Annotated in this window: 24 protein-coding genes and 1 tRNA gene; 11 read left to right on the forward strand and 14 right to left on the reverse strand. The window is 65.2% G+C overall.

Translation table 11 applies throughout. The features are described 5' to 3' along the window. Nucleotides 1-53: 53 nt before the first annotated feature. From MNBBLIKP_RS11305 to MNBBLIKP_RS11315, 3 genes are all read right to left on the reverse strand, one after another. Nucleotides 54-138 (reverse strand) — tRNA-Leu (locus tag MNBBLIKP_RS11305). A 121-nt stretch (nt 139-259) separates the two neighbouring features. After that, on the reverse strand, nt 260-541 hold the full coding sequence (locus tag MNBBLIKP_RS11310; RefSeq protein ID WP_088310363.1) for an integration host factor subunit beta: 282 nt from the start codon (nt 539-541) through the stop codon (nt 260-262). 167 nt (nt 542-708) lie between these two features. Beyond that, a complete protein-coding gene (locus MNBBLIKP_RS11315) occupies nt 709-1,050 on the reverse strand; it encodes a GntR family transcriptional regulator (RefSeq protein ID WP_088310364.1) in 342 nt (113 codons plus the stop codon). A gap of 217 nt (nt 1,051-1,267) precedes the next feature. Between MNBBLIKP_RS11315 and MNBBLIKP_RS11320 the strand changes: the two genes are divergently transcribed. From MNBBLIKP_RS11320 to MNBBLIKP_RS11335, 4 genes are all read left to right on the forward strand, one after another. Next, nucleotides 1,268-3,106 carry a peptide MFS transporter gene (locus MNBBLIKP_RS11320; protein ID WP_088310365.1) on the forward strand — a complete coding sequence of 613 codons (1,839 nt, stop codon included), beginning with the start codon at nt 1,268-1,270 and terminating at the stop codon, nt 3,104-3,106. A 3-nt stretch (nt 3,107-3,109) separates the two neighbouring features. Continuing rightward, a complete protein-coding gene (locus MNBBLIKP_RS11325) occupies nt 3,110-4,513 on the forward strand; it encodes an amidohydrolase (RefSeq protein ID WP_088310366.1) in 1,404 nt (467 codons plus the stop codon). After that, nucleotides 4,510-5,835, forward strand: a complete 1,326-nt coding sequence (locus MNBBLIKP_RS11330; protein ID WP_088310367.1) for an amidohydrolase family protein — start codon at nt 4,510-4,512, stop codon at nt 5,833-5,835. The genes MNBBLIKP_RS11325 and MNBBLIKP_RS11330 overlap by 4 nt, the downstream gene beginning before the upstream one ends. Before the next feature lie 340 nt (nt 5,836-6,175). Then, nucleotides 6,176-6,862: an NnrU family protein gene (locus MNBBLIKP_RS11335; protein WP_088310368.1), complete on the forward strand. Its 687-nt coding sequence runs from the start codon at nt 6,176-6,178 to the stop codon at nt 6,860-6,862. A gap of 338 nt (nt 6,863-7,200) precedes the next feature. On the opposite strand, the gene MNBBLIKP_RS11340 is transcribed toward MNBBLIKP_RS11335, so the two are convergent. From MNBBLIKP_RS11340 to rpe, 9 genes are all read right to left on the reverse strand, one after another. Next, nucleotides 7,201-8,154, reverse strand: coding sequence for a bifunctional helix-turn-helix transcriptional regulator/GNAT family N-acetyltransferase (locus MNBBLIKP_RS11340; RefSeq protein ID WP_088310546.1), 954 nt, complete (start codon nt 8,152-8,154; stop codon nt 7,201-7,203). A gap of 79 nt (nt 8,155-8,233) precedes the next feature. Then, nucleotides 8,234-9,733 carry a hypothetical protein gene (locus tag MNBBLIKP_RS11345; protein ID WP_088310369.1) on the reverse strand — a complete coding sequence of 500 codons (1,500 nt, stop codon included), beginning with the start codon at nt 9,731-9,733 and terminating at the stop codon, nt 8,234-8,236. A 417-nt stretch (nt 9,734-10,150) separates the two neighbouring features. Continuing rightward, the gene (gene dxs / locus MNBBLIKP_RS11350) at nt 10,151-12,073 is read right to left on the reverse strand and encodes a 1-deoxy-D-xylulose-5-phosphate synthase (protein ID WP_088310370.1); all 1,923 of its coding nucleotides are present in this window, start codon (nt 12,071-12,073) and stop codon (nt 10,151-10,153) included. Between the two features lie 36 nt (nt 12,074-12,109). Continuing rightward, the gene (locus tag MNBBLIKP_RS11355) at nt 12,110-12,583 is read right to left on the reverse strand and encodes a Fur family transcriptional regulator (protein WP_088310371.1); all 474 of its coding nucleotides are present in this window, start codon (nt 12,581-12,583) and stop codon (nt 12,110-12,112) included. A 35-nt stretch (nt 12,584-12,618) separates the two neighbouring features. Further along, nucleotides 12,619-13,299, reverse strand: coding sequence for a peptide-methionine (S)-S-oxide reductase MsrA (msrA, locus tag MNBBLIKP_RS11360; protein ID WP_217896681.1), 681 nt, complete (start codon nt 13,297-13,299; stop codon nt 12,619-12,621). Further along, on the reverse strand, nt 13,296-13,457 hold the full coding sequence (locus tag MNBBLIKP_RS18180) for a hypothetical protein (RefSeq protein ID WP_217896682.1): 162 nt from the start codon (nt 13,455-13,457) through the stop codon (nt 13,296-13,298). The genes msrA and MNBBLIKP_RS18180 overlap by 4 nt, the downstream gene beginning before the upstream one ends. A 166-nt stretch (nt 13,458-13,623) precedes the next feature. Then, the gene (purH, locus tag MNBBLIKP_RS11365) at nt 13,624-15,213 is read right to left on the reverse strand and encodes a bifunctional phosphoribosylaminoimidazolecarboxamide formyltransferase/IMP cyclohydrolase (protein ID WP_088310373.1); all 1,590 of its coding nucleotides are present in this window, start codon (nt 15,211-15,213) and stop codon (nt 13,624-13,626) included. 6 nt (nt 15,214-15,219) lie between these two features. Further along, complete coding sequence (locus tag MNBBLIKP_RS11370) at nt 15,220-17,121, reverse strand: heparinase II/III family protein (RefSeq protein ID WP_254913015.1); 1,902 nt, start codon at nt 17,119-17,121, stop codon at nt 15,220-15,222. A gap of 3 nt (nt 17,122-17,124) precedes the next feature. Continuing rightward, nucleotides 17,125-17,787 (reverse strand): ribulose-phosphate 3-epimerase, encoded by a 663-nt coding sequence (gene rpe / locus MNBBLIKP_RS11375; RefSeq protein ID WP_088310374.1) that lies wholly within the window; start codon nt 17,785-17,787, stop codon nt 17,125-17,127. A 174-nt stretch (nt 17,788-17,961) separates the two neighbouring features. On the opposite strand from rpe, the gene MNBBLIKP_RS11380 reads away from it, so the two are divergent. From MNBBLIKP_RS11380 to MNBBLIKP_RS11405, 7 genes are all read left to right on the forward strand, one after another. Beyond that, entirely contained in the window at nt 17,962-18,852 is an 891-nt protein-coding gene (locus tag MNBBLIKP_RS11380; RefSeq protein ID WP_140420593.1) for a hypothetical protein, read from the forward strand. Continuing rightward, complete coding sequence (locus MNBBLIKP_RS11385; protein ID WP_088310376.1) at nt 18,849-19,118, forward strand: HPr-rel-A system PqqD family peptide chaperone; 270 nt, start codon at nt 18,849-18,851, stop codon at nt 19,116-19,118. Before MNBBLIKP_RS11380 ends, MNBBLIKP_RS11385 begins: the two co-directional genes overlap by 4 nt. Next, nucleotides 19,069-19,530 (forward strand): lasso peptide biosynthesis B2 protein, encoded by a 462-nt coding sequence (locus MNBBLIKP_RS11390; RefSeq protein WP_254913016.1) that lies wholly within the window; start codon nt 19,069-19,071, stop codon nt 19,528-19,530. Before MNBBLIKP_RS11385 ends, MNBBLIKP_RS11390 begins: the two co-directional genes overlap by 50 nt. 136 nt (nt 19,531-19,666) lie before the next feature. Further along, the gene (locus MNBBLIKP_RS18070) at nt 19,667-19,810 is read left to right on the forward strand and encodes a hypothetical protein (RefSeq protein ID WP_176399749.1); all 144 of its coding nucleotides are present in this window, start codon (nt 19,667-19,669) and stop codon (nt 19,808-19,810) included. A 70-nt stretch (nt 19,811-19,880) separates the two neighbouring features. Beyond that, nucleotides 19,881-21,782: an asparagine synthase-related protein gene (locus MNBBLIKP_RS11395; protein ID WP_088310377.1), complete on the forward strand. Its 1,902-nt coding sequence runs from the start codon at nt 19,881-19,883 to the stop codon at nt 21,780-21,782. Further along, on the forward strand, nt 21,779-23,455 hold the full coding sequence (locus MNBBLIKP_RS11400) for an ABC transporter ATP-binding protein (protein ID WP_088310378.1): 1,677 nt from the start codon (nt 21,779-21,781) through the stop codon (nt 23,453-23,455). The genes MNBBLIKP_RS11395 and MNBBLIKP_RS11400 overlap by 4 nt, the downstream gene beginning before the upstream one ends. Nucleotides 23,456-23,621: 166 nt before the next feature. Next, nucleotides 23,622-24,140: a DUF2141 domain-containing protein gene (locus tag MNBBLIKP_RS11405; protein ID WP_254913017.1), complete on the forward strand. Its 519-nt coding sequence runs from the start codon at nt 23,622-23,624 to the stop codon at nt 24,138-24,140. 9 nt (nt 24,141-24,149) lie between these two features. Here MNBBLIKP_RS11405 and MNBBLIKP_RS11410 read toward each other — a convergent pair whose 3' ends face one another. Both MNBBLIKP_RS11410 and MNBBLIKP_RS11415 read right to left on the reverse strand, forming a co-directional pair. Then, the gene (locus tag MNBBLIKP_RS11410) at nt 24,150-24,896 is read right to left on the reverse strand and encodes a phosphocholine cytidylyltransferase family protein (protein ID WP_088310379.1); all 747 of its coding nucleotides are present in this window, start codon (nt 24,894-24,896) and stop codon (nt 24,150-24,152) included. An 81-nt stretch (nt 24,897-24,977) separates the two neighbouring features. After that, on the reverse strand, nt 24,978-26,078 hold the full coding sequence (locus tag MNBBLIKP_RS11415; RefSeq protein ID WP_088310380.1) for an inositol-3-phosphate synthase: 1,101 nt from the start codon (nt 26,076-26,078) through the stop codon (nt 24,978-24,980). Nucleotides 26,079-26,144: the final 66 nt, after the last annotated feature.

Raw genomic sequence — 26,144 nt, forward strand, 5'->3', positions numbered from 1 at the left:
GTGATCCATTCAGGTCCATCATGCGCCTGAACGGCCATGAGGCGGAAAGAACCTGGTGCGGGCGGCGGGACTCGAACCCGCACGAGCAAGGCTCAGGGGATTTTAAGTCCCCGGCGTCTACCATTCCGCCACGCCCGCACTGGCAAGCGTCATAGAATGCTTGCGGGCAGCGTCAAATAGTCAGGTCGACATCGGACGTATCCCCCTCCCGCAAGCGGAAGGGGGGAAACAGGGGATCGGCCCGCAGCCCTTTCCCGAATCAATCCGTATTGAGCTTGGCGCGCATTTCCTTGCCGGGCTTGAAATAGGGCACAGCCTTGCCGGGCACCGAAACGCTTTCGCCGGTGCGCGGATTGCGGCCGGTGCGGGCATCGCGGCTGCGGGTGCTGAACGCACCAAAGCCGCGCAGTTCAACCCGGCCGCCCTTGGCCAGCCGCGCCGCGATCTCATCAAAGAAGACCGCCACTACTTTTTCGATTTCATCGGCCTTCATGCCGGGATTGTCCCGTGCAAGCGCCTGAAGCAATTCGGATCGTATCATATCACACGCCTTTCCGCGGAGCCGCGCGATTACGACTCCGAACCCCCGTTCTGGAAATGAGCGCGGTACGGCTTCCGACCCGGTACAAGCTGCACTGCTCAAGCCCGGGTTGTGGCAAATCTTGCGCCGCTGCGCAACGCAAGAATGTTATGTTAGATAAGCCTGTATTAACCTTGCGCCAGCAGATCGGCCGGAGCCAGCCCGAGGCGTTCGATCCGGCGGCGGATCTGCGGCCATTCGCTGGCCAGAAATGCTTCGCGTTCGCTGCGCCGCAGCCGGTCCGCCGCACCGCGCGCCACGAACATGCCCACGCCGCGCTGAACCTCTACCAGTCCGTCCAGCTGAAACTGCTGATAGGCTTTGGCCACGGTCAGCGGATTGGCGCCCTGTTCCGCCGCAAAGGCGCGGACCGAAGGAAGCATCGCCCCTTCGCCATAAGTGCCATCGATGATCGCCGCCGCGATCAGATCGCGCAGTTTGAGATAGACCGGTTTGCTGGAATTTGACATGGTGCATCACTGCCATAATACAGCGCGGCACGCAAGCAAAAATGAGGCCCAGCTTAAGTAAGCGCGCCGCCCGGCCCGGCCCGCGTTCTGGTATTTCACGGGCGCGCAACATTCTGCTTCCATGGCGCGCAAACCCCGCTAATCTTGCCTCATTCCATCGCGCCAGCCGGGCGGCCGGCGCCGAGTGCCAAGAGACTAACGGGGAGCCAAAGGCACCATGACCAATCCGATTGACGACGCGGCGGCAGAGCCGGGCGCGGCCGTGGCAGACGCCAGCAAGATCAACCTCAATGCGCCAAGCGGCCAAGGCGAATGGTTCGGCCATCCGCGCCAGCTGGCCCGGCTGTTCACCACCGAAGCGATGGAACGCTTTGGTTATTACGGCATGCGCGCACTGCTGACGCTGTATCTGGCGCAGCATTTCCTGTTTTCGGACACCACCACCGCCGGGCTGTATGGCGGGTTCACCGCGCTGGTGTACCTGACCCCGCTGATCGGCGGGCTGCTCGCCGACCGCTATCTGGGGTCCAAGCGGTCGGTCAAGTTCGGCGCGATCATGATGAGCCTGGGCTATACCGTGCTGTGCCTGTCGAGCGTTGGTGGCATGGCCAAACCCTATGCCACGATCGAAGGCCAGCGTTACGAAGTGAGCATCGTCGGCAGCGGCGAAGGCAAGCAGCAATTCGTGACCGACCAGGGCCAGCAATTGCTGATCAAGGGCAACGAGGACAAGACCGTCTCGCTGCTCGCCAAGGATGGCAGCGAAGTACGCAAGGTGCCCGCGGGCGAGTTCAAGCCCGATGGCGAACGTTCGGTGCTGTACACGTTCTTCCTGCTGTGCGGCCTCGCGATGGTCACGGTCGGCAACGGGTTCTTCAAGCCCAATATCTCGACCATTGTCGGGTCGCTCTATGCCGATGGTGATCGCCGCCGCGATGCCGGTTTCACGATCTTCTATATGGGGATCAATCTGGGTTCGCTGTTTTCGCAGATTCTCTGCCCGCTGCTGGCGGTGGGCATGGGCAGCTGGGGCGGGCTGGGCTGGTGGGCCGGTTTCGCGCTGGCGGCGGCAGGCATGGGGGTTTCCTGGCTGCTGTTCCAGTTCGATGGCGGCAAGCTGGACGGTTATGGCGATCGCCCGGCCGATGCCCCGGCAGACAAGGACTGGTGGATCTACATCGCTTCGGTGCTGGCGATCCCGGTGGTCTACCTGCTGTTCGCGAACCTGATGAATTACGTAAAGCCCGAGGCTGGCAGCGGCTTCATCGGCTATATCTCCACCCTGCCGATCATGGGCAAGATCATGTTCGGAACCTTCCTGGTGGCCGTGCCCGCGATCCTGTTCTGGGCGTGGAAGAACGGCAGCACCCAGGAATTCCAGATGATGCTGGCAGCAATGGTGCTGATCGTGTTCAACACCGTGTTCTGGACCCTGTTTGAACAGGCCGGTTCTTCGCTGACGCTGTTTGCAGACCGCAATACCGACATGAGCGTGTTCGGCCTGTTTTCGATCACTGCCGGGCAGACCCAGTTCTTCAACGCCTTCTTCATCGTCGCACTGGCGCCGCTGTTCTCGATGATGTGGAATGGCCTTGCCAAGCGCGGGATGGAGCCGGGGATCCCGGTGAAATTCGGTGTCGCGCTGATGGGCGTGGGGCTGGGCTTCCTGTTCCTGGTCTGGGGCTCGCAATTTGCGGGTGATGATTTCAAGGTCGGGCTGTGGTGGCTGGCCGGGCTTTACCTGATCCATTCGATTGCCGAACTGTGCATTTCGCCGGTCGGCCTGTCGATGATCACCAAGCTGTCGATTGCACGGATCGTTGGGCTGATGATGGGGGTGTGGTTCCTGTCGATCTCGGTCGCGCAATATGTCGCGGGCGTGGTCGCGCAGTTCGCCAGTGTTGAAACGGTCGGCGGCGAAGTGACCAACCTCAAGGTCAGCCTCGATACCTATGTCGGGGTGTTCCAGACGATCGGGCTGATCTCGGTCGCGATCGGGGTGGTGTTGCTGCTCTTGTCCTGGCCGCTCAAGAAACTGATGCACGGGGTGAAGTAAGCCATGCGCGCGTCACGCCTGCTCGCCGCCGCCGCTGCCCTCTCGCTGGTGCTGGGGGGCACCGGGGCGGGGCAGGCGAAGGACAAGGACAAGAAGGCCGACAATCCGGCGGTCTCGTTCAACAAGAACCCCTATCCTTCGACCTACAAGCCCTATCCCGGTCAGCCCGTGCTGATCACCGGGGCGACGGTTTACGATGGCAAGGGCGGGCAGATTGAGCGTGGGCAAGTCTTGCTGAAGGACGGCAAAGTCGCCGCTGTCGCCGGGGCCATGGCCGATATGGCCGTGCCCGCCAATGCGCTGCGGATCGACGGGACCGGCAAATACGTCACCCCCGGGATCATCGATGTTCATTCGCATCTGGGGGTCTATCCCAGCCCCGGGGTGCAGGCCCATTCGGACGGCAACGAATCGACCGATCCGACCACGCCCGAGGTTTGGGCCGAACATTCGGTCTGGCCGCATGACCCCGGCTTCAGCCGCGCGCTGGCCAATGGCGGGGTGACCAGCCTGCAAGTCCTGCCCGGCAGCGCCAATCTGATCGGCGGGCGATCAGCCGTGCTCAAGAACGTCTATGCCCGCACCGTGCAGGGCATGAAATTCCCCGGCGCGCCCTATGGCCTGAAAATGGCCTGCGGGGAAAATCCCAAGCGGGTCTATGGCGGCAAGGGCCGGATGCCCAGCACCCGCATGGGCAATTTCGCGGTCAACCGCATGACCTGGATCAAAGCGCAGGAATACCGCCGCAAGCGCGATGCCGGCAAGCTGGAAAGCCGCGACCTCGCCATGGAAACGCTGGCGGGCGTGCTTGATGGCGAAATCAAGATCCAGAACCACTGCTACCGCGCCGATGAAATGGCGCTGGTGCTCGATATGGCGCGGGAATTTGGCTACAAGGTTTCGGCGTTCCATCACGCAGTCGAAGCCTACAAGATCGGCGATCTGCTGAAAGCGGGTGACGTGTGCAGCGCCGTCTGGGCGGACTGGTGGGGGTTCAAGATGGAATCGCTCGATGCGATCCCTGAGAACGCCGGAATTCTCTATAAGGCCGGGGCCTGCGTGGTGATCCATTCGGACGATGCCAACGGGATCCAGCGGCTCAATCAGGAAGCGGCCAAGGCGCAGGGCGATGCCCGCCGCGCCGGGATCGTCATTTCCGACGGTGAAGTGATCCGCTGGCTGACGCTCAACGCCGCCAAGGCGATCGGGGTCGATCAGCAGACCGGCAGTCTGGACGCAGGCAAGATGGGCGACGTCGTGCTGTGGAACGCCAACCCGCTCTCCACTTATGCCCGCCCCGAAAAGGTCTGGATCGACGGCGCGCTGCTTTACGATGCGCAGAACCCCAAATTGCGCCCGGTCAGCGATTTCGAGCTGGGCCAGAGCGGCGAAGGAGACGTGAAATGAGCGCGCTCCGTCTGACCCTTGCCGCCCTGCTCGCCAGCGCGGCCGCGCCTGCCTTCGCCGATGATTTCGCCGTGACCAATGCCACTCTGGCAATCGGCGATGGCTCCGCGCCAATCCAGAACGGCACCGTGGTGGTCCGCGCGGGCAAAGTTGTCGCCGCCGGGGCCGGGGTGGCAGTGCCAGCCGGAGTGCGGGTGATCGACGCGCAGGGCCAGTGGGTCACCCCGGGCCTGGTCGTCGCCGTGACCGATCTTGGCCTGCGCGATGTCGAAGCGGTCGATGACAGCAACGATACCGAAGCGGACAAGAGCCCGTTCAGCGCCGCGCTGGACATTGCCGCCGCGATCAATCCCGATGATCTGCCGATCCAGGTCGCCCGCGCCGGGGGCGTCACCCGCTCGGCCGTGGCGCCGCTGGACACCAGCGGCATTTTTGCCGGACAAGGCGCGGTAATCGATCTGGGCACCGATCCCGATGCCGTCACTGCGGCGCGCGCGTTCCAATATGTCGAACTGGGCGAAACAGGCGCGCAAAAGGCCGGCGGCGGCCGCGTGGCGGTGCAGGCGGCGCTGCGCAATGCCTTTGCCGAAGCGCGCGAACTGGCGCGGCGCGGCGGCGGACAAGGCGCCGATCCGCGCGTGCAGGACGCTGCGCCCGAACGCCCCGGTGATGCCCTGCTCAACCGTTTCGATGCCGCCGCGCTGGTGCCGGTGGTGACCGGCAAGCAGCCGCTCTACGCCCATGTCGAACGCGCGGCGGATATCCGCATGGCACTGGGCCTCAAACGCGAATTCCCCGCGCTGAAACTGGTGCTGGTCGGCGCAACCGAAGGCTGGATGGCGGCAAAGGAACTTGCCGCAGCGGGCGTGCCGGTACTGGCAACGCCGCTCAACGATCTGCCTGACCGGTTCGAACAGATCGGCGCGACCCAAAGCAATGTCGGGCGCATGGCAGCGGCAGGGGTCAAGGTCTCGCTTGGCGCGTTTTTCGATCAGCCGCGCTATGCCCCGCAATATGCCGGGAACCTGGTGGCCCTGGCGAAACTGCCGGGCGCAAGCGGACTGACCTGGGGTCAGGCATTGGCATCGATCACCTCCGGCCCGGCCGAAGCGCTGGGCATGGGCGACAAATTCGGCAGCCTGAAAGCAGGCCGCGCGGGCGACGTGGTGATCTGGGACGGCGACCCGCTCGAGGCAAGCTCGGGCGTGGTGCGGGTGTTCATCGACGGGGTCGAACAGTCCTTGTCGAACCACCAGACGCGGCTGCGGGATCGGTACAAGGTGCCGGTTGAGGGGGCGCTGCCCAAGGCATACGAGTGGTGAGTGGTCGCGGTCCTTTGCTTTAGGACGGCAGGTTTGAATGGTTCGCGCAGAGACGCAGAGAAGAAAACAGAGACGCAGAGAGGGTGCGCCGAGCCGCAGGCTCTGAAACGATCCCTTTGCCGCGTTTGCCGCAACGGAGCATGGGATAGCGGCTTCGCCGCAGATGCCACTCCTCTGCGTCTCCCTTTTCTTCTCTGCGCCTCTGCGTGAACCATTCCATTCTCCCCGCCAGCACCCAAGGCTGCAGGCTTGTCACTCCCCCTCCCCCTCCACCTCTCCCTCTTGCCAAGCCCGCACAACCTGATACCATGTTGACGTCGTAAACATAGGAATGCCCGCCATGGACCCTGCGCTCGCCCCGCTGATCGCTGCTGCGGTCTCATTTGTCGGCACCCATTTCGCCCTGTCGCACCCGTTGCGCGCGGCGGTGACCAATCTGGTCGGGCCAGGGGGCTTCATGGCGATCTATTCGCTGGTCGCACTGGCCAGTTTTGGCTGGATGATCGCTGCGTTCACCGGCGCACCCGCCGGTCCGGCGTTGTGGCAAGGCAGCGGTGTCGGACTGTGGGCGCTGGCCAGCGTGCTGACCCTGATCGCCGCAGTGCTGCTGGTCGGTTCGTTTCAGGGCAACCCCGCCCTGCCCGATCCGCGCGCGCGGGCCTTGCTGGCGCAGGGGCCGCACGGTGTGTTCCACATGACCCGCCACCCGATGATGTGGTCCTTTGCGCTGTGGGCCGTGGCTCACGCCCTGATCGCCCCCACTCCGCGCGTGCTGGTGCTGAGCGGTACCCTCGCGTTCCTCGCGCTGGTCGGATCGCATCTGCAGGACCGCAAGAAGGCAGCGCAAATGGGCCCGGCCTGGGCCCGGTGGGAAGCCACCACCAGCTTCTGGCCCCGGCTTGACCGGCTGTATCAGGCCGGAGCGATGCCGCTGTCCGTGGGCCTCGCAACCTGGCTCGCCGCCACCTGGGCGCATATCCCGGCGATCTATGTGCCTGCCGGGGTGTGGCGCTGGCTGGTGGGATAGGGCTCAGCTCGCCCTTCGCGCCTTTGCGTGAACCATTCAAACCGTGCGGTCTGCTCGCTCCCGTGGCCGGGCGGGCACACGATGGAACGGAATGGTTCACGCAGAGGCGCAGAGGAAGAAAAAAGGCGCAGAGAGGTAGCGCTCGCGGCGCAGCCGCCCTTCTCCCCAACGGTTACCCCAACCGCACCGAAATGATTAAGAGAGCCTCCGGCTCGCCACTACCCCTCCGCGCCTCCCTTTCTTCCTTCGCGCCTCTGCGTGAACCATTCCAGCCGCGCAGTCCGCCCACCCCCGTCGCCGGGCAGGCATGAAGCACGAACAGAAGCTATGAACGCTGACTATCGCAGGTTGGTATAGCGCATCGCCACGTCGCAGCGGTCATAGCGCGCGCCATAGCGGTCCATGATCCCGGCATCGTGGGCGAAACCCAGCTTTTCGTACAGGTGGATCGCCGCCGCGCATTTGCGGTTGGTCAGCAGGTACAGGTCCTGCGCCCCCAGCGCACCTGCGCGGGCTACCGCCGCGTGCAACAGGAATTCCCCGGCCTTCAATCCGCGCGCCGCTTCGCGTACGCCCATCTTGGTCAGTTCGAAGGCGGCGGGCCCGGTTTTTTGCAGCGCGCAAGTGCCAACCACGCCAAGGCCCGGGGCTTCGACAAACAGGATCGTCCCGCCGGGATCGACAATCCGCGCGCGCGGGTGTTCCAGCACGTCGCGGTCGGTCTGTTCCAGCGCGAACATGGCGGTGATCCATTCGGCGTTGATATCGTGAAAGTGCTGCGCCAGCCCGTCATCGAATTCGCGCAAGCGCAGTCCGCCGGGCTGGGCGCGCGCTGCGCGCTCTGCAATCGAAGCCGTATCGAGCGCGCGTTCGAGCGCGGCCAGCTGATCCATGAACGATCCGCTCAGCCCCGCCAGCAATTCTTCCGCCGCCATGCCGATCCGCGGCCACAGCTGGGTTGCGGCCAGTTCCGCCGCAGCGCGGCCAGCCTCGGTCAGTTCGACCAGACGGCTGCGCTGGTCTGCGGCGGGGCGATCGGCGACAATCCCCAGCCGGGCCATCTGGCCGACACTGCGGGTCACCCCCGGCTGGCTGATCCCGATTGCGGCGGCGAGCTGTCCGACAGTCAAAGGGCCGCTGCGCAAGGCGGCCAGCACCGCCATCTGCCCCGGCTGCAGCGGCAAGCCCGCATCGGCAATCGCAGTGACCGCCCCGGCCTGCATCCGTTCGGCCAGCCGCTTGAGCCGGCTGCCCAGAAAAGCCGGGCCCATATCCGCTATGACATCGCGCATCGGAAACTCCATACCTTGTTATATAACATGGTATGGATATGCGAACGCATGTCAAGGGGGGGCCAGGCGGCGGTGCCCGTTACATTACCCGCACGTAAACCCGGGTCGTGCGCTGTTCGTCATTCGATGCCTTGGCCACATACTCGAAATAGCTGGCCCCCTTGAACCCGCCCAGCGCCGAAACAGTGTAGGTGCCGGACGCGTTCTGGACCAGCGACAGTTCCCCGGCCCGGGCAGCCGGAACGCCGATTGACAGCACCGAACCGCCCGCTGGATCAAATCCGCGCGTGGCCGCCCTTTGGTTCGAGAGGACGAAGTCATTGCCAGTCAGATCACCCGCGCTGAAAGTAAGCGAACTGGTTCCCGCAAGGACCAGGAAATCGGGCGCGGGCATGTACAGGCCGGTGTCATTATACCGCAGGTAATCGGCATACCGCGCCGTTTCGGTGATGATCGTCGGGGTAATCGCGGTCAGCGCCAGCACGGCCTGAGCCGTAGTATCGGTGCTGTCGGTGGCAACCCGCCCGACCATGGGGCGCAGATAACCATTGATCCCCAGCAGCCACCGGGCCTTTTCGGCAGAGGTTTCCAGCCGCACCGGCATGGCCGCCGCATAGCCATTGATCAGATGGGCAATGGCCTGAACCTTGGCCGTGCTGAGCTGCAAAGAGGGAAGCGGGCTGGGCTGGGTAATCCCGACATCCTTAAGATAGCACTGGATGAACGGCGTCATCCGGTCATTCTGGAAAATGAACAGGCTGGGTGCGGCAGCAAGGCAGCGGGTTGCAACGCCTTCGGTGGGCGTGATGCCGGGGCGCACGTCCCCATAGCTCATATCGATCCCCGGCGTGGTGTAACCTGTGCTGTTGGTGAGGGCCCCCATCGCGCCCATGATCGCCAGAACGCGCAGGTTGGCGGCATGCATCCGCGCGGCATCGGCGGCGCGGGCGGAATCGCCCGAAGCGGCCTCGGCAATCGCATCATAGGTGGCCAGATCGGGATCCGCCGTCAGGCCGAACAGGCTGCCGGTTATGCCAAGCTGGGTCTTGAGCCTGGCGGCGGTGCTGCCCGGTGCAACCAGCATGGCGGTTACCGGGGTAACCATCCGGACATTGGCCGGGGCGTTCATATAGATTTGCGCCCCGGTTTCATGATCAATCACGCGGGTCCGCTTGAATGTCAGCGCGTAATCGCCCGATGGATCGGCCCCAGGGGCGGATCCCAGCCCGGTATAGGTGGCGATCGCATTGGCATGGCCGGGATAATACCGGCCATCGCGGGCCGTAAAGCCCAGAGTCCAATAAAGACCGAAAGTGTCAATATCGCCGCTGGTAAATTCGATCAGCCCGGTCGCCAGCGAAGTGGCATAGACCCGCGCGGTGGCAGTGGGAGCCGGCGGCGGCGTGAATGTGGGTGTGGGCGTAGGCGTCGGCCCCGGCGCAACCGGACTGCTGCCACCCCCGCTTCCTCCGCCACAGGCTGCCAGCACAAGTGTGCAGGCCCCAGCCAAGGCCCTGATCGAACGCCGCATCCGCCCCTCCTGCATGGCCGGTATGCCCGGCATCATCCCGATCACCATGCTGGCATGGCCAGCGGACCTTGGCAACCGTGCAAAGCGTTAGAATCGCATCGTTAGTTTGGCGGGGTTGGGGTGGGCAGATGGCTTGGCAGCGGCGCGTCAACAGGCAGATCGGCACGGCCATCCGGCCAGCCTGCTTCCTTCCTGTCGGGGCGGCGACGACCCGTGATGCGGCAGTGCTGGATGCGCAGCGCCAGAACGCGCAGGCTGGCCGACAAAACCATTTTCCTACACGCGGCCAAGCTGTCAGAATCCTCACCGGCTCTTTGACATTGTTGGATTCGCTTGGTGCCCCGGCGCGGGCACGGCAAAACATTTCGCGCGGGCAAACTGTGCCCTGCGGATGTGTTTTATCAACTAACTCTGGAAATATCGTTTGGTTTCAATCCGGGCAGCGTAACGCTGGGGGCGCAAAAATCAGGCCCGGGCCTCTTCAACGCCCGCTGAATTGTGGCGCAGGGCCTTCAATACGCTGTCGACGATCCCGGCGGCGTTGAGACCGGCGGCGTCGTATTGCTTGTCCGGGCTGTCGTGGTCCTGGAACACGTCTGGCAGGCGCAGGGTGCGGATTTTGAGGCCGGCATCGGTCAGCCCTTCGTCGCTGGCCATGGTCAGGACATGGGCGCCGAGGCCGCCGATGGAGCCTTCCTCCACGGTGACCACCACTTCGTGGGTGGCCATCAGGTGGCGGATCAGGTCGGTGTCGAGCGGCTTGGCAAAGCGCAGGTCGGCCACGGTGGTCGAAAGGCCCTTGGCCTCAAGCTGGTCGGCGGCTTTCAGCGCTTCGGCGAGGCGGGTGCCGAGCGACAGGATCGCGACTTTGGTGCCGTGGCGCACCACGCGGCCCTTGCCGATCTCCAGCTGTTGCGGGACCTCGGGCAGCGGCACGCCGGTGCCATTGCCGCGCGGATAGCGGAAGGCGATCGGGCCGCTATCGTGGAGCGCGGCAGTATAGGTCATGTGGACCAGCTCGGCCTCGTCCGCGGCGGCCATGACCACCATGTTGGGCAGGCTGGCGAGGTAGGTCACGTCGAACGATCCGGCGTGGGTCGCCCCATCCGCCCCGACCAGCCCGGCGCGGTCAATCGCAAAGCGGACCGGGAGGTTCTGGATCGCGACGTCGTGGACCACCTGGTCATAGGCGCGCTGGAGGAAAGTGGAGTAGATTGCGCAGAACGGCCGCATTCCTTCGGCGGCAAGGCCCGCAGCGAAGGTGACGGCGTGCTGTTCGGCAATGCCCACGTCGAAACTGCGATCGGGGTGCGCTGTGGCAAATTTGTCGACCCCGGTCCCGCTCGGCATCGCGGCGGTGATCGCGCAGATCCGGGGATCGTCGTTGGCGAGCCAGGCCAGGGTTTCGCCGAAGACGTTCTGATAGGCCGGCGCGGTGGCCACTGGCTTGACCTGCTGGCCGGTGATCACGTCGAACTTCTGGACCCCGTGGTACTTGTCCGCCGCCGCCTCGGCCGGGGCATAGCCTTTGCCCTTTTGCGTGACGACATGGATCAGGCACGGACCTTCCGCCGCATCGCGGACGTTTTCCAGGATCGGGACCAGCTGGTCGATGTTGTGCCCGTCGATCGGGCCGACGTAGTAGAAGCCCAGTTCCTCAAACAGGGTCCCGCCCATCGCCATGCCGCGGGCGAACTCGTCGGTCTTCTTGGCAGCGCGGTGGAGCGGTTCGGGGAGCCTCCGCGACAGCCGGCGGGCAATGTCGCGCAGGCCCAAAAAGGGCCGCGAGGAGACGAGGCGCGCGAGATAGGCCGATAGCCCGCCCACCGGCGGCGCGATCGACATGTCGTTATCGTTGAGGATCACCACCAGCCGGTTTCCGGCCGGTTTGGCGTTGTTCATCGCCTCATAGGCCATCCCCGCGCTCATCGCGCCGTCGCCGATCACGGCGATGCCCTTGCCCGGCAGCCCGCGCATCTGGTTGGCGAGGGCAAAGCCCAGCGCGGCGGAAATCGAGGTAGAGCTGTGCGCCGTGCCGAACGCGTCGTAATCGCTCTCGCTGCGCTTGGTGAAGCCCGACAGGCCACCGCCCTGGCGCAAGGTGCGGATGCGATCCCGACGCCCGGTCAGGATCTTGTGCGGATAGGCCTGGTGGCCCACGTCCCACACCAGCCGGTCCTGCGGGGTGTTGAAGACATAGTGGATCGCGACGGTCAGTTCGACCACGCCGAGCCCGGAGCCAAGGTGCCCGCCGGTGGTGCCAACGGCGCTGATCATCTCGGCCCGCAGCTCATCCGCCAGCGCGCGCAACTGGCCCGGCGCAAGTTTGCGCAGGTCCTCGGGGGTATCGACCGTGTCGAGCAGCGGAGTTGCCGGAGTGGCAGTCATCTGGGGGGCCTTACACCCTTGAAATCGCGCTGTCGATCAGCTGTCGGAACAGCTGGCGCACTGGCCGCGCAGTTCCACGACCGGGCGGATATCGGCAAAGCCCGCGCCGTGCGCGGCATCGACCAATGCGCCGGTCAGCCGGTCATCGTCGATATGGGTGGCTTGCCCGCACGAATCGCAGATCAGGAAAATGCAGTCGTGGCGGCAGCCCGGGTGCGGATTGACCACATAGGCATTGGCGCTTTCGACCCGGCGCGCAAGGTTGCTGGCCACGAACAGGTCAAGAATACGGTAGACCGAATTGGCCGCAACCCGCTTGCCGCGCGCTTTCGAGACATGTTCGGCAATGTCATAGGCTGAGGCCGGGCGCGGCTGTACGGCCAGCGCGTCATAAACCTCGCCGCGCATTTCGGTCCACTGCTCGCCTGCCTCGATCAGCGCGTCGCGCGCGGCATCGACCAGGCTGGTGCCCGAAGGTTCGTGGTGATGGTGGTGTGCGTGGCTGCCCATATGCGCGATATAGGACGGCCCCGCGCATTCGGCAATCAGCCGCGCGTGAAAGTGGCCTTCCAGAACCCCGGAAAGCGCCGCTTGAGCGCCGCGACCTTGGCCACATCCCAGGCCAGAATGTAGGGATGGGACGGATTTTTGGCCATGAAGTCCTGATGATAGTCCGGGCCGGGATAGAACCCTTTGTAGGGTTCTATCCGCGTCACGATCGGCGCTTTCCAGATCCCTGAGGCCTTCAGCTGCGCCAGATAGGCCGCCGCGACTTGCTGTTGCTCAGCCCCCAGCGGAACCAAGGCCGAACGGTACTGGGTGCCCGTATCCGGACCCTGACGGTTGAGCGTAGTCGGATCGGCAACCACCGAGAAGAAGATCCGCACCAGCTGGTCATAGCGCACCACTTTGGGATCGTAAGTGACGCGCACCACTTCCGCATGACCAGTATCGCCCCCGGAAACCCGGTCATAATCAGCCGTTCTTGCTGCGCCTCCATGGAAGCCGGGCACCACACTGGTCACCCCCAGCACGTGGCTGAACACCCCTTCGACGCCCCAATAGCAGCCGCCCGCGAAGATCGCCTGCCTGAGCCCCCGGGCTTCATCCGACTGGCGCGCGGCGGCGGGTGCAAGCACGCTGGCTTCCCCGGCGTGGGCCGGTGCCTGACAGGCGGAGAGCGCCAAGGCGCCCGTTAGCAGGAGAACTGAGAAGCCGCGCTTCAACGCGTCTGGTCGGGCAGCGCCGGAGCGGCCTGCGCGGCGGGAATCGGACCAGAGATCTGAGCCCGGCCCTGTGCCACCATCGCCCCGGTCAGCGCCAGCGCGCCCAGCACAAAGCCAATGCCAAAGGAACGATAGAGGTCGGGTTTGAACAGGCCCATGGATCTTCACTTGCATAACGGTCGATTCGGTTGAGGGTCTCCTGCCGAAATTCGTCTTACCGTCGAGTGAACGTTACAGCGCTACCCATGGCTTCGCGACGAAGCGAAGCAGGCCTGCGGTGAGTTGCGGAACACAGGCTTAATCGGGCGGCGCGATGCCCGGCGATCAGTGTCGGAAGTGCCGCATACCCGTGAACACCATTGCCAGACCAGCCTCATCCGCCGCCTTGATCACATCGTCGTCGCGGATCGAGCCGCCGGGCTGGATTACGGCGGTGGCTCCGGCCTCGGCTGCGGCGAGCAGACCATCAGCGAAAGGAAAGAAGGCGTCGCTGGCGACAGCCGATCCGACCGTGCGGCTTTGCACCCAACCGAACTTGTCGGCCGCTTCGGCGGCCTTCAGCGCGGCGATCCGGCTTGAATCGCGGCGGTTCATCTGGCCCGCGCCGATCCCGGCGGTGATCCCGTCCCTGGCATAGACAATCGCGTTCGATTTGACGTGGCGTGCCACGGTCCAGGCAAACAGGCAGTCCTTCAGCTCTTGCTCGCTCGGCTGGCGGCGGGTGACGACCTTGAGGTCATCCAGTGTGATCGCGCCGTTATCGCGACTTTGCACCAACAGCCCGCCGGTGATCGGCTTGATGTTCAGCCCGCCCCGGCGCGGATCGGGCAGATCGCCGGTCAGCAGCAGCCGCAGGTTCTTCTTGCGGCCGAACGCGGCAATCGCGGCTTCATCGGCCGCGGGGGCCACCACCACTTCGGTGAAGATTTCGCAGATCGCCTCGGCCGTAGGACCATCGAGCGGAACATTGACCGCAACGATCCCGCCAAAGGCCGAAACATCATCACATTGCAGCGCTCCGGACCAAGCCTCAAGCAAGGTTGAGCTTTGTGCCACACCGCACGGATTCGCGTGCTTCACGATCACCACGGCCGGATCCTGACCGCGGAATTCCGCCACCAGTTCAAAGGCCGCGTCGGCATCGGCATAATTGTTGTACGACAATTCCTTGCCCTGCAACTGCCGTGCCTGGGCGATGCCCGATCCGTGCGGCCCCTTGGGAATGTAGAGCGCGGCGCGCTGGTGCGGATTTTCGCCGTAACGCAGCTCTTCCTTGCGCGTGGCGGTGACGGCCAGCATTTCAGGGAACAGTTGCTGCTGATCGGCAAAGGCGAACCACTGGCTGATCATCGCGTCATAGGCGGCGGTCGCGGCATAGGCGCGTCCGGCCATCAGGCGGCGGAAATCGTAACCGGTTGCCCCGTCCTTCGCCTCAAGTTCGGCGAGCAGCCCGGCATAGTCGGCCGGATCGGTGACAATCGTGACGTAGAGATGGTTCTTCGCCGCCGAGCGCACCATGCTGGGGCCGCCGATGTCGATATTCTCGATCACCTCGTCGCGGGCCGCGCCCTTGGCCACGGTCGCTTCGAAGGGATAGAGGTTGACCACCACCAGATCGATCGCGCCAATTGCGTGTTCGGCCATGGCTGCAGCATGTTCGGGATTGTCGCGCACGGCCAGCAGCCCGCCGTGGACCTTGGGATGCAGGGTCTTGACCCGGCCGTCCATCATTTCGGGGAAGCCGGTCAGTTCGGAAATGTCCTTCACCGTCAGGCCCGCATCGCGCAACGCCTTGGCCGTGCCGCCAGTGGAGACCAGTTCCACTCCGCGCGCGCTGAGCGCCTGACCCAGTTCGGTCAGCCCGGTCTTGTCGGACACTGACAACAGTGCCCGCTGGATCTTCACGTCAGTCACTTGAATCTACCCCATTTTCTTCAGGAGCCAGGCAAAGTTGCCGCCCCCGCGCGAGACCAGCCCCTGGAGCACCAGTTGCTGGACCGGCTGCGGGCGGCCTTGCCCATCGGCCCAGATGCTTTCTTCCAGAACGATCTGCCCGCCGCCCGAACGGAATTGCCACAGGCTGCCATCAGGCAGTGCCAGGCCCGCGCCTTGCCCGTCTTCGGACAGGCGGACATCGATCCCCGCGCCCAGATGGAACCGGATCGCAAAGCCGACTTTGCCGTTCTTGGCCTTGCGCCCGCCCGGCACCAGCAGATCCTCACCGCGCAGTTCGGTGCCATCATCGCGCAGGATCAGGATCCGGCGGTGAGTCAGGCCATAGCGCGCCTCATAGCCGTTATGGCTAGCTTCAAGCCGGGTTGCCCCGGTGCCCTTGTCGCTGGTCAGGGTGCGGCGATCGATCTCCACTTCGGATACGCCGGTGCCGATTGCGCCGTTGATCAGCACGGCGGTGGAATTGGCATCATCCAGCACCAGCGTGGAATGCGCCGCCGTGGCGCGCAAGCCTTGTTCAAGCCGCACCGGCATCAGCCCGCCAGCACAGCCCGAACCCCCGCAGTTAACTACCAGACGGTGGCCGCCATGGCTGAATTCAAACGCAAGCGTAGAGGCGCAGCCGGTTCGCGCATGCTTGGCCAGCGGCGGCGGAGCGGCATCGAACTGCAGGATCGACTGCTTGGCCACTACGCGCTGATAGCCCCATTGGCGGACATCGCGGAGCGGGCGGGTGCGCACGCCGCTCGCCTCGATCAGCGCGGCAAGCTCGTCCCCGTCGATCGCCCAGGCTCCTTGCCAGCTGCCCAGCGAGCCATCGCCGTGCGTCAGTGCCAGCAGTGGCGGGACCAGCATGGTAAGGATTGCATCGAGCGCTTCGGGAGGATCGAGCCGCAGGGCGTGATAGCAGGCGCGCAGCTTGATGATCAGGCCGATCACTTCGATCTGGCCGAGCGGGCTGCGTGACAGCACGCCGCCATCATCGCCCACCAGTTCACCCAGGGCCTTGATCAGCCCGGCTTCGCCAAACAGGCGGCGCGCCTTGCCATCGGGCAGCAACAGGCCTGCCGCGACAATTCCGCACCAACCCGCAACTTGCGCCAGCAGGTCTTCGGCGCGGGACACATTCTTGTCGAGCCAGCGCGCGGTTTCCTCCAGCGCGCCCAGCACCCGGGCGCGGTGGGCCTTGTCCGGCCCGGACAGGATCAGCGGGGCATGGACCAGCCAGTTGAGTTCGCGCGCACCGGCATTGGCCAGTGACCAGGCCGGGCCCTTGCCAGGTTTGCCGGGAACCTTGGGATTGGCGGCCAGCCAGGCCCCCAGCACCCGTTCCGCCACCGGGACGGCCTGTTCGCGCGCGGCGCAGGCTTCCAGATCGGCAAGCCAGGCGAACGAATGAACCGCGCGCTCCAGCGGCGGTGCCATCCGTGCCACGCCGCCGAAATCGATCTGGGCGATCGGAGCCTTGACCCCGTGAACCAGGAAATGTCCGGCACGCAGCGCTGTTCCGGCGACGCGCGATCCGGGCAAGGGGTTCTGCACCGTGGCCAGCAGGCGCGGCTTGCCGGGCTTGCGGAACGGGCTCGACAGGGTGGAGCCGGGGATCCCCAGCCGATAGGCAAAGCGCAGCAGGCGCTCACCCGCGCCAAGGCTGGGCGGGGCAAAGTCAGCCAGGGCCAGCGCGCGGCCCGGTTCAACCAGTTCGCCGGTTGGCGGCGGCGCGCCGCCCTCACCCGCAACTGCGGCGCCATTGCTCACCAGCAGCTCCTCATTGCCTGCACCCAAAGGTACCGCCATGTCCGCCCCGGCGCCAGTTGGCACCGTATCCGCCGACGCATCGCCGCGCGCGGAGATGAGCGCATCGGCCATGGCTCACCCCACCCCCTTGAGCGCGGCGATATTGGCGGCGTAACAATCCGGCCCGCCGCGGAAGGCAGCCGTCCCGGCCACCAGCACATCGGCCCCGGCATCAACGCATTGCCGCGCGATAACGGCATCGACCCCGCCGTCCACTTCAAGCCGCACGTCCCGCCCGGTCTTGTCGATCGACTTGCGGATCGCCTCGATCTTGCGCAGCTGGCTGGAAATGAAGCTTTGCCCGCCAAACCCGGGATTGACGCTCATCACCAGCACCAGATCCACTTCCTCATAAAGGTAATCGAGCATCTTGGCGGGCGTGCCGGGGTTGAGCGAAACCCCGGCCTGCTTGCCCAGCGCCTTGATCGCCTGAACCGTGCGGTGCGCGTGCGGCCCGGCTTCGGGGTGGAAGGTGATGATATCCGCCCCGGCATCGGCGAAAGCCTGCAGATAGGGATCGACCGGGCTGATCATCAGGTGGACGTCAAACGGCTTGGTCGTGTGGGGGCGCAGCGCCTTTACCACCATCGGTCCGATCGTGAGGTTGGGAACGAAGTGCCCGTCCATCACATCAACATGGATCCAGTCCGCTCCGGCTGCGTCGATCGCGCGCACTTCCTCGCCCAGCCGGGCAAAATCGGCGGAGAGGATCGAGGGCGAGATCAGCGGTGCAGCCATGGCGCGAAAATATGCTCCCTTGATCGGCGCTTACCTACCGTATCTGGGGGCAACAAGGCGCAGAGCGGCGGTTTTCCACACTGCATCTCGTTCAGGGCAAACACTTGGCCGCGCCAGCGATTCATCCTGCCGCGCGATTGACCTTGGCGCCGCTTGGCGGCAATGCCGCTGGCCATGGCCAATCCTGCCCCGCCCCACCCTGCGCTGGCCCTGCTGAAGCGCGAAACCCGCCTGTGCGAAGGGGCGGTTCCGCTGGGGCTGGACGGCGGGGAAATCAGGCCGGACAGCTGGCAGCTGGATGGCGAGCGCTTCCTGTTCCGGTCGGCCACGGGGCTGGGTTATCTCTATGTCCGGGGCGAGGGTATCATCGCACAGCGCCCGCCGGGCTGGGATCCGGACGAGGACAGCCTGATCCGCAATGGCAGTGTCTATGCGGCAGTCGCCTGCATCAACGGGCTCTATCCGATCCACGCATCGGCCGTGGCCTGGCAGGGCCGGGTCCATGCCTTCACCGGACCGTCAGGCGCGGGCAAGTCCACGCTGACGGCAGAGCTGACCCGGCGCGGTCTGCCGCTGTTCTGCGATGACACGCTGCTGCTCGACCTGACCCGGCCCGAAGCGCCACTCTGCCTGCCGGGGCACAAGCGGCTCAAGCTGTGGCCCGATGCCCTTGCGCTGACCGGTGCCAGCCCCACCGGCAAAATCGCGCAGCGGTTTGACAAATTCTATGCTGAGCCCGCCGGAGGCAGCATCAAGGACGTGCTGCCACTGGCCAGCCTGACTTTCCTTGAGGAAGGTGAGCACGCCCGGATCGAGCCGCTGCACGGTGCGGAAAAGCTGCTGCGGCTGCAGGACGATCACTATACCACGGACCTGTTCCTGGCCGCTTCGCAGCCCGACCGGGCCGGACGTTTCGCCCAATTGGCCGCGCTGGCCCGCGGCCTCTCCCTGTCACGCTTCATCCGCCCGCGCGATACTGCGCGCTTTGCAGTGGACGCCGGGGTGGCGGAACGGCATGTGAAGCAGCACCCAACCGTCCAGCCAGACAGCGAGCCAGGCCCATGACCCAGACTCTGCGCAAATGCCCCGATGCCTTTGCAGAAACCGAAATCGACGACGAAGTAGTACTGATGGACCTGTCCAGCGGCGATTTCTTCTCGATCAAGGACAGCGGGCTGGAAATCTGGAACCTGCTGGATCAGGGGCTGGACCGGGCCAGCCTGCTGGCGCAGCTGGAACAGGCTTATGGCGTCCCCCGGGCTGAGCTTGCAGGCGATGTCGATGCCTTCCTTGATCAGGTCATGGCTGCCGGGTTTGTCACGGCTGGCTGAAACCTGGCGGGCGCGGCTACGCACAGCAGAGGCCATGGCCGAACTGCTGCGGGCCCGCCGCCTGGTGCTGCGCATTCCGTTCGGCACCTGGCGTGACCGGCTGGGCCTGTCCGCCAATGCGCCGGCCCGTGACGCTACCGACCCCCAAGTCGCGGCCGCCTGGGCGCTGGCGCGGCACATCGACCGGGCAGCATGGCGCATGGGCGGTGAATGGCTGTGTCTGCCCCGCGCAGTAGCCTTGATCGCCATGCTGCGGCGGCGCGAAATTCCCTATGCCTTGCACATCGCCGCCCGCCCCGAAACCCAGCGCACCGGAACGGACGATCTCCACGCCTGGGTCGATGTCGGTCCGGTGCGGGTAATCGGCGACTTGCCCGGTGAATGGGCCGTGATTTTCCGGGCACAGGGTTGAACCCTGAATCGCGGTTTCTCGCGTTCAAGGCGCGCTTCGCAGTTGCAAAATAATTTCGAATCTGTAAAACTACGGTCAAGAACGCTTAGCAAGGTGAGGTCGCGGCACCTTTCGGCAGAACTTTAGGAGTTTCGTTGTGACCAAGCAGACCAAGACCTGGACCAAGCCCGCCCTTACCCGCCTGGGCCAGATTGCCAATGTCGCAGGGACGCAGACCGGCACCTGCCAGGGCACCAATGGTGGCGGCAACTGCCCTGGTCCGGACGTCGGGTTCTCCTGATTATTGCGCGTCGGGGTTAGCGCTCCGGTAGCCCGGCCGGGCGATTTCCCGGTCGGGATTTAAGGCCATCATGTTCTTTTTTGCGCGCAGAGCGGGCAGCGATTGTGAATTCGCGCCCGAACGGGCGGCGCAATCACTCGGCCTGTTTGCAGGGCACGCAGCCGATTCCTGCCGGATCGGGCAGGACTACTTCGCAGAACTCCCCTCACCGCGCGCATCGGCGCGAAAGGGCTGGCGGGTTGCCCGCACACCGGCAGGAACCGCAGTGTTGCTGGCCGGCATTATCGACAATCTGACCGAACTGGCCGCGGAACTTGGCTGCGAACGCACAGCTGAGGCGGTGTTCGGTGCTGCGGTTGAACGCTGGGGCGACAATGCCGACCGCCGGATCGTGGGCGAATATTCCGCGCTGGCAGTCTTGCCCGATGGCCGGGTGCGGATGTCACGCAGTCCCTGGTCCGGATTGCCGCTGTTTTTCCACTACAGCCCCGGCGGGATACTGGCCTGCCCGATCCCGCGTCCGTTGTTCGCGGCCGGACTGCCCAAGCGGCTCAGACCCGGCCTGATCGAGGACATGCTGGCTTTCGAGCGGGTTGACGATGCCCGGTCCCGGTTTGAAGGAATCGAACAGGTGCGCGGCGGCACCGTCGTGACCTTTGCCGGGGAACAACGCTCTACCTTCCAGTTCTATGACGCCGCCGCGATCAGCCCGGTCCGGTTTCGCCGCGACGCAGATTATGTCGAGGCTGCGACGGCAATGCTGGGCGAAGCGGTGGGCAAATGCCTCGCGCTGGCCACCAAACCTGCCGTAACGCTGTCTGGCGGGCTCGATTCCTCCCTGGTCTGCGACGAAATGCTGCGCCAGATGCCCGCAGGGAAACGGCTGACCAGCATTACATTCGTTCCGCACCAGGAATGGGGCGGCGAAGTGATGCCCCATCTGTTCGGGGACGATGGCCCCTATGTCCGGCGTTTCGCCGAAAGGCGGGAAGGGCTCGACCCGATCTTCGTCGACAATGCCGATCTGGGGCCCGATAGCTTCGCGGCGGAACGCATGCTGGCGTCCGATAGCGAGGTTATCAACCTGGGCATCAGCTTCGTCCATTTCGGCCTGAACCAGGCCGCCCGCGATGCCGGGTGCGATTGGCTGTTCTGGGGCAATTTGGGCAATCAGACGATCAGCGGCGAAGCCCCCTGGGCCCCGGCAACCCTGTTCAGGCAGCTGCAGTGGGGCGAAGTCTGGCGGCTGGCTCGCACCCGGCTGGATGACACCCGGCCGATGTGGCGGCGCTTCATCGCCACCGGGCTGATGCCCAACCTGCCGGCAGCCTGGCGCGAGAGAATCCGCGACCTGACCCCGGGAACCGCGCGGCCGCAGATCTTTGCCAACCCCTACCTCAAGCCCGGCAGCGCGATTGGCGAAAAGCTGGCGGAGCGCCATCTGGCCCGCAGCGCCTTCAGCATCGATTTCCTCCATTCGCGCGAACGGTTTGCCGAAACCCTGTTCGATTCGATGGCGATCGGCGGCGAAACGGCCCTGGGCATGCAGCAGGTATTCGGCCTGCGCGGCCGTGATGTGCTGGCCTATCGTCCGCTGATCGAACTGTGTCTGGGCATGCCCGACAACCAGTTCGTGCGGGGCGGAGAACGGCGCCTGCTGGCCCGCCGCATGGCGGTGGGCAGACTGCCAGAAGCGCAACGCACCGAACGGCGGCACGGCGATCATGTGCCCGATTGGCATGTCCGGATGACCCGCCAGTTGCCCCAGCTGCGCCGCGAGATCGAGCGGGTGGCCGATCACCCCGAACTGGGGGCGCTGGTCGATACCGACAGCATGCTGCGCGATCTTGATAACTGGCCCGACACGTCGCCGGCCGACCTTGCCACGATCACCCGGCTGCGATTCGCCATTCCGGCGGTTTTCGCGGTGCGGCGCTATGCCGACTACATTTCCGGGCGAAATGCCGCATGAGCAACCGGGTGCGCCTGTTCGAACCTGCCCTGCATGGTTGGAAGGCCGCGCGGGTCGCCGCACTGATGGTGCTGGGCGCCGTGACCGAGGGCCTGGGCCTGGTCCTGCTGGTGCCCTTGCTGGCGATCCTGGGGCCGGGGCCCGCGGGGGGGCTGGCCCAATGGCTGGGAACGATCGGCATTCCGCTGACGCTGGGGCCGGTGCTGGGCCTGTTCCTTGCGCTGATCCTGCTGCGGGTGCTGATCAATCATGCCCGGCAGATGGCCGCGATGCAGCTGGAACTGGCGCTGGTCGGCCGCTTGCGATCAAGGGCCTGGCAGGCGTTGCTGCTGTGTGACTGGCGCGTTGCGATGGGGTTGAGCCGGGGCAGGGCAACCAACATTCTGGCGGGTCAGGTCAATCAGGCCGGATACATCGTCAATCAGGCCCTGACCGCGCTGGCAACCTTCATGACCCTGCTGGGGGTTGGTCTGGCGGCGCTGGCGATTTCATGGCGGCTGGCCCTGGCCGGCCTGATCGGGGGGGCGCTGGTGCTGCTCGCCTACCGCGGCTTGCGCCGTCGCGCCGCACGGCTGGGTGAGAGCATGAGCCAGACCTATGGCCGGGTCCTCACCCGGCTGGACGAAGGGCTGCAATCCCTGCGCGTGATCAAGAGCCTGGGGAGCGAGGCCCGCGCCATCGCTGAGCTGAACGCTGACTTCGCCGGGCTGGAAGCCGGGCAGATCGAGTTTCAGCGCGGGCTGAGCACCAGCCGGGCGATCTTGCAGCTGGGCGGAGCCATGACACTGGCCGCGCTGGTCTGGGTCGCGGTGGAACGCTGGCACATGGCGATGTCCGCCCTGCTGCCGATGATCGCCCTGTTCGCGCGGAGCCTGCCACTGCTGGAAGCCTTGCAGCAATCGCTGCTGGTCTGGGCCAATGGCCGCCCGGCGATCAACCAGGCGCTTGACCTGATTGGGCAGGCAGAGGCGGCGCGGGAACCCGATGCGGATCATGTTGCCCCGCCGCAACTGCGATCGGCGATCAGTCTGGATGGCGTCGGCCTGCATTTCACCGGGCAGAACGAGGCCGCACTGACCGGGATCAACCTGAGCCTGCCGGCGGGCAGCATGACCGCGCTGATCGGCCCGTCGGGCGCAGGCAAGAGCACTCTGGCAGATCTGCTTGGCGGGCTGCTTTCACCCGATACGGGCACGATCGCGGTTGACGGTCAGGACCTGGATCCGGTGCTGCGCCGCGCCTGGCGCAGCCGGGTCGCTTATGTTCAGCAAGACCCGGTGCTGCTGACCGCGACGGTGCGCGACAACCTGCTCTGGGCCGCGCCCACAGCGGACAATGCCCGGCTGGAGGCCGCGCTGCGCGATGCGGCGGCCGACTTTGTCCTGGCGCTGCCACAGGGCCTCGACACCATGCTGGGCGATGGCGGGCGGCGGCTGTCGGGCGGAGAGCGCCAGCGCCTGATGCTGGCCCGCGCGCTGCTGCGCGATCCGGCCCTGCTGATTCTGGACGAAGCCACCAGCGCGCTTGATGCGGCGAACGAAGCGCTGATCGCGCAGGCCATCGCGCGGCTGAAGGGGCGCCTGACGATCCTCATCATCGGCCATCATGGCGCGCTGGCCGCGCTGGCTGACCGGCAGGTGTGCCTTGATGCGGGGCGAATTTCGGGTAGCTGAACGCCGCAACTTGCGAGCGATCCCATTTCCGCCCAATTCAGACCATATTAAGCGCGCGAATCGCATTGAGGGGGCAAGAGGGCCGCAAGGCCGTGGGTGTTGGAGCCAGCAAGGGGGAGCGTCCCCGCAAGGTTTTGAGCCGTTTTCCAGACAGGATTGAGTGACGATGATGAAGCTGAAATCCGCGCGCGCGCTGGTCGCGCTGACCGTCTCATTGGTGCTGGGCACCGCCGCGATTGGCACTGCTGCAGTCCATGCGGCCCCGCCCGCACTCGCCGCCGCGCCGCCGGCCGGCTGCACCGGGCCGGCCAGTCAGACCTGGCTCAACGTAGTGGTAGACGGCGTGCGCAGCGGCAATGGCCTGGTTGCCGTGACACTGTATGCCGATAATTCCAGCAAATTCCTGGTCCGCCATGGCTCGCTCTACGTCGGCCGGGTCGATGCCCAGTCCGGAACCACGCGGGCCTGCATCTTTGTGCCCAAACCGGGGGTCTATGCCCTGGCGCTGTACCATGACGAGAACGCCAACAAGGGCTTTGATCGCACCAGTCTGGGCCTGCCAGCCGAAGGCTTCGGTTTTTCGAACAACCCGGCGACACTGGCCGGGCTGCCGACCTTCAGTTCGGTGCGATTGAACGTGCCCAAGACCGGGCTGACCGCCCGGGTGCACATGAAATATCCGTAAGAGCCAGGCTCAGCCTCTGACTTCCCCATAAATTTCCGCCAGCTGGGCCGGGGCCTGTTCCTCGGCGAGCTGGTGGAAGCGGGGTTCGTCGACGTCGAGCCACCAGGCTCCGCCGATTTCCCAGGTAGCGGCGCGGCCTGCGTCGGCCAGGCGCTGCATGCCTTCCGACAGGCTGCCCGCATGCCCGGCAGCGATCGCGGCCTCGATTGCCCGCGCCAGTTCGGGCGTGGCAAGGAAGGCTCCGCAATCAACTGCATCATATTCCGGGATGGTCTTGCCGATCGCGCGGATGAATTGCCGCTCATCGCGCAGCACCCAGGTCGCATCGTCGGGATCGACCAGCGGGTTGTCGCAGCGCGTGTCGACCGCCAAAGTCACCCCGCGATCCGCGCCGCCCTGCTGTGCCAGCCCTTGCAGGATCGGGGCCGAAAAGATGTGGTCCGACATCATCAGCAGATAGTTGCCCGCGATTACGCTGGCCCCGGCCATCACTGACCAGCCGTTGGGTTTGGTCCAGTCTTCAACACGCTGCGCGACCACGGGAATGCCGATCCGGTCGGCAAGACCGGGCAGGAAAGCCTCGATCCGTTCCGCCTCATGCCCGGTGACGACCACCACCCGCTCCACCCCCGCCGCGCGGGCCTGGCGTGCGCCCAGTTCGAGCAAGGGAATCCCGGCGATCGGGGTCAGCGGTTTGGAATCCGACAGATCGCGCAAACGGCTGCCGAACCCGGCGGCGATGATCAGGGCGTCCATGGGGAAAAGGCTCCGTAAAAACGCGAACGGCGCCGGTCAGGGTGAACCGACCGGCGCCGTCACGGCGAAGCAATGCGGGGCTTATTCAGCCGCCAGCGGCGCTTCGGTGATGTATTCATCGACCATCTGGGCGGCCAGATCGTCGTTGAACTGCTGCGGCGGATGCTTGCAGAAGTAGGCCGAGGGGCCGATCAGCGCCCCGCCTTCGCCGCGTTCCAGCGCAACCTTGGCGCAGCGGATCGCATCCATGACGCAAGCCGCCGAGTTCGGGCTGTCTTCGACCGACAGGCGCAGTTCCAGTTCCATCGGGACATTGCCCCACTGCAGCCCTTCAAGGCGCAGGAAGCACAGCTTGTTGTCCTTCTGCCAGGGAACATAGTCCGACGGGCCGACGTGGATGTTTTCATCCTCAAGCCGTTGGGCCAGCATGGCCTGCACCGCTTCGGTCTTCGATTCCTTCTTGCTGCCCAGCCGCTGACGATCGAGCATGTTCATGAAATCGGTGTTGCCGCCGGTGTTGAGCTGATAGGTCCGCTCAACCGTTACGCCGCGGGCGGCGAACAGGCTGGACAGGACGCGGTGGACGATGGTTGCACCGACCTGCGCCTTGATATCGTCACCCACGATCGGGATATTCTTGTCGCGGAAGCGCTTTTCCCATTCGGGACGGCTGGCGATGAACACCGGCATGCAGTTGACCACGGCAACGCCGGCTTCCAGCGCGCATTCCATGTAGAATTCGGTGGCTTCCTGCGACCCGACAGGGAGGAAGTTGACCAGCACGTCAGCCTGCGAATCCTTGATCGCGGCAACGATGCGGGCCTTGTCAGCCTCAGGCTCGTCAGAAACGATGAAGCCCTTTTCACCGACCGTGGTCATGTGTGCGGCAACACCGTCTGACACCTTGCCCATGATCACCTTGGCGCCGGTGGCCGGCACGTCCTGCTGGAACACCTTGGTGTTGTTGGGCGAGGCGAAAATGGCTTCGGCAATATCCTTGCCAACCTTGCGTGCATCGACGTCAACGCCAAGCACGAAATCGACATCACCCGCGCCGTATCCACCGATCTTGTCGTGGATCAGGCCCTGCGAGCTGTTGTTCTGGCGATAATAGGCGACGCCCTGCACCAGCGAGCTGGCGCAGTTGCCCACGCCAATCATGGCGACCTTGATAGGCTTCATTATGGTTCGATCCCTTCCGAACGAAACAGCGCGGTTCCGGTGAAACACGCCTCATTGTGAAATCGC

Origin of the sequence: Novosphingobium sp. B 225, assembly GCF_002198665.1 — a bacterium.
Taxonomy (GTDB): domain Bacteria; phylum Pseudomonadota; class Alphaproteobacteria; order Sphingomonadales; family Sphingomonadaceae; genus Novosphingobium.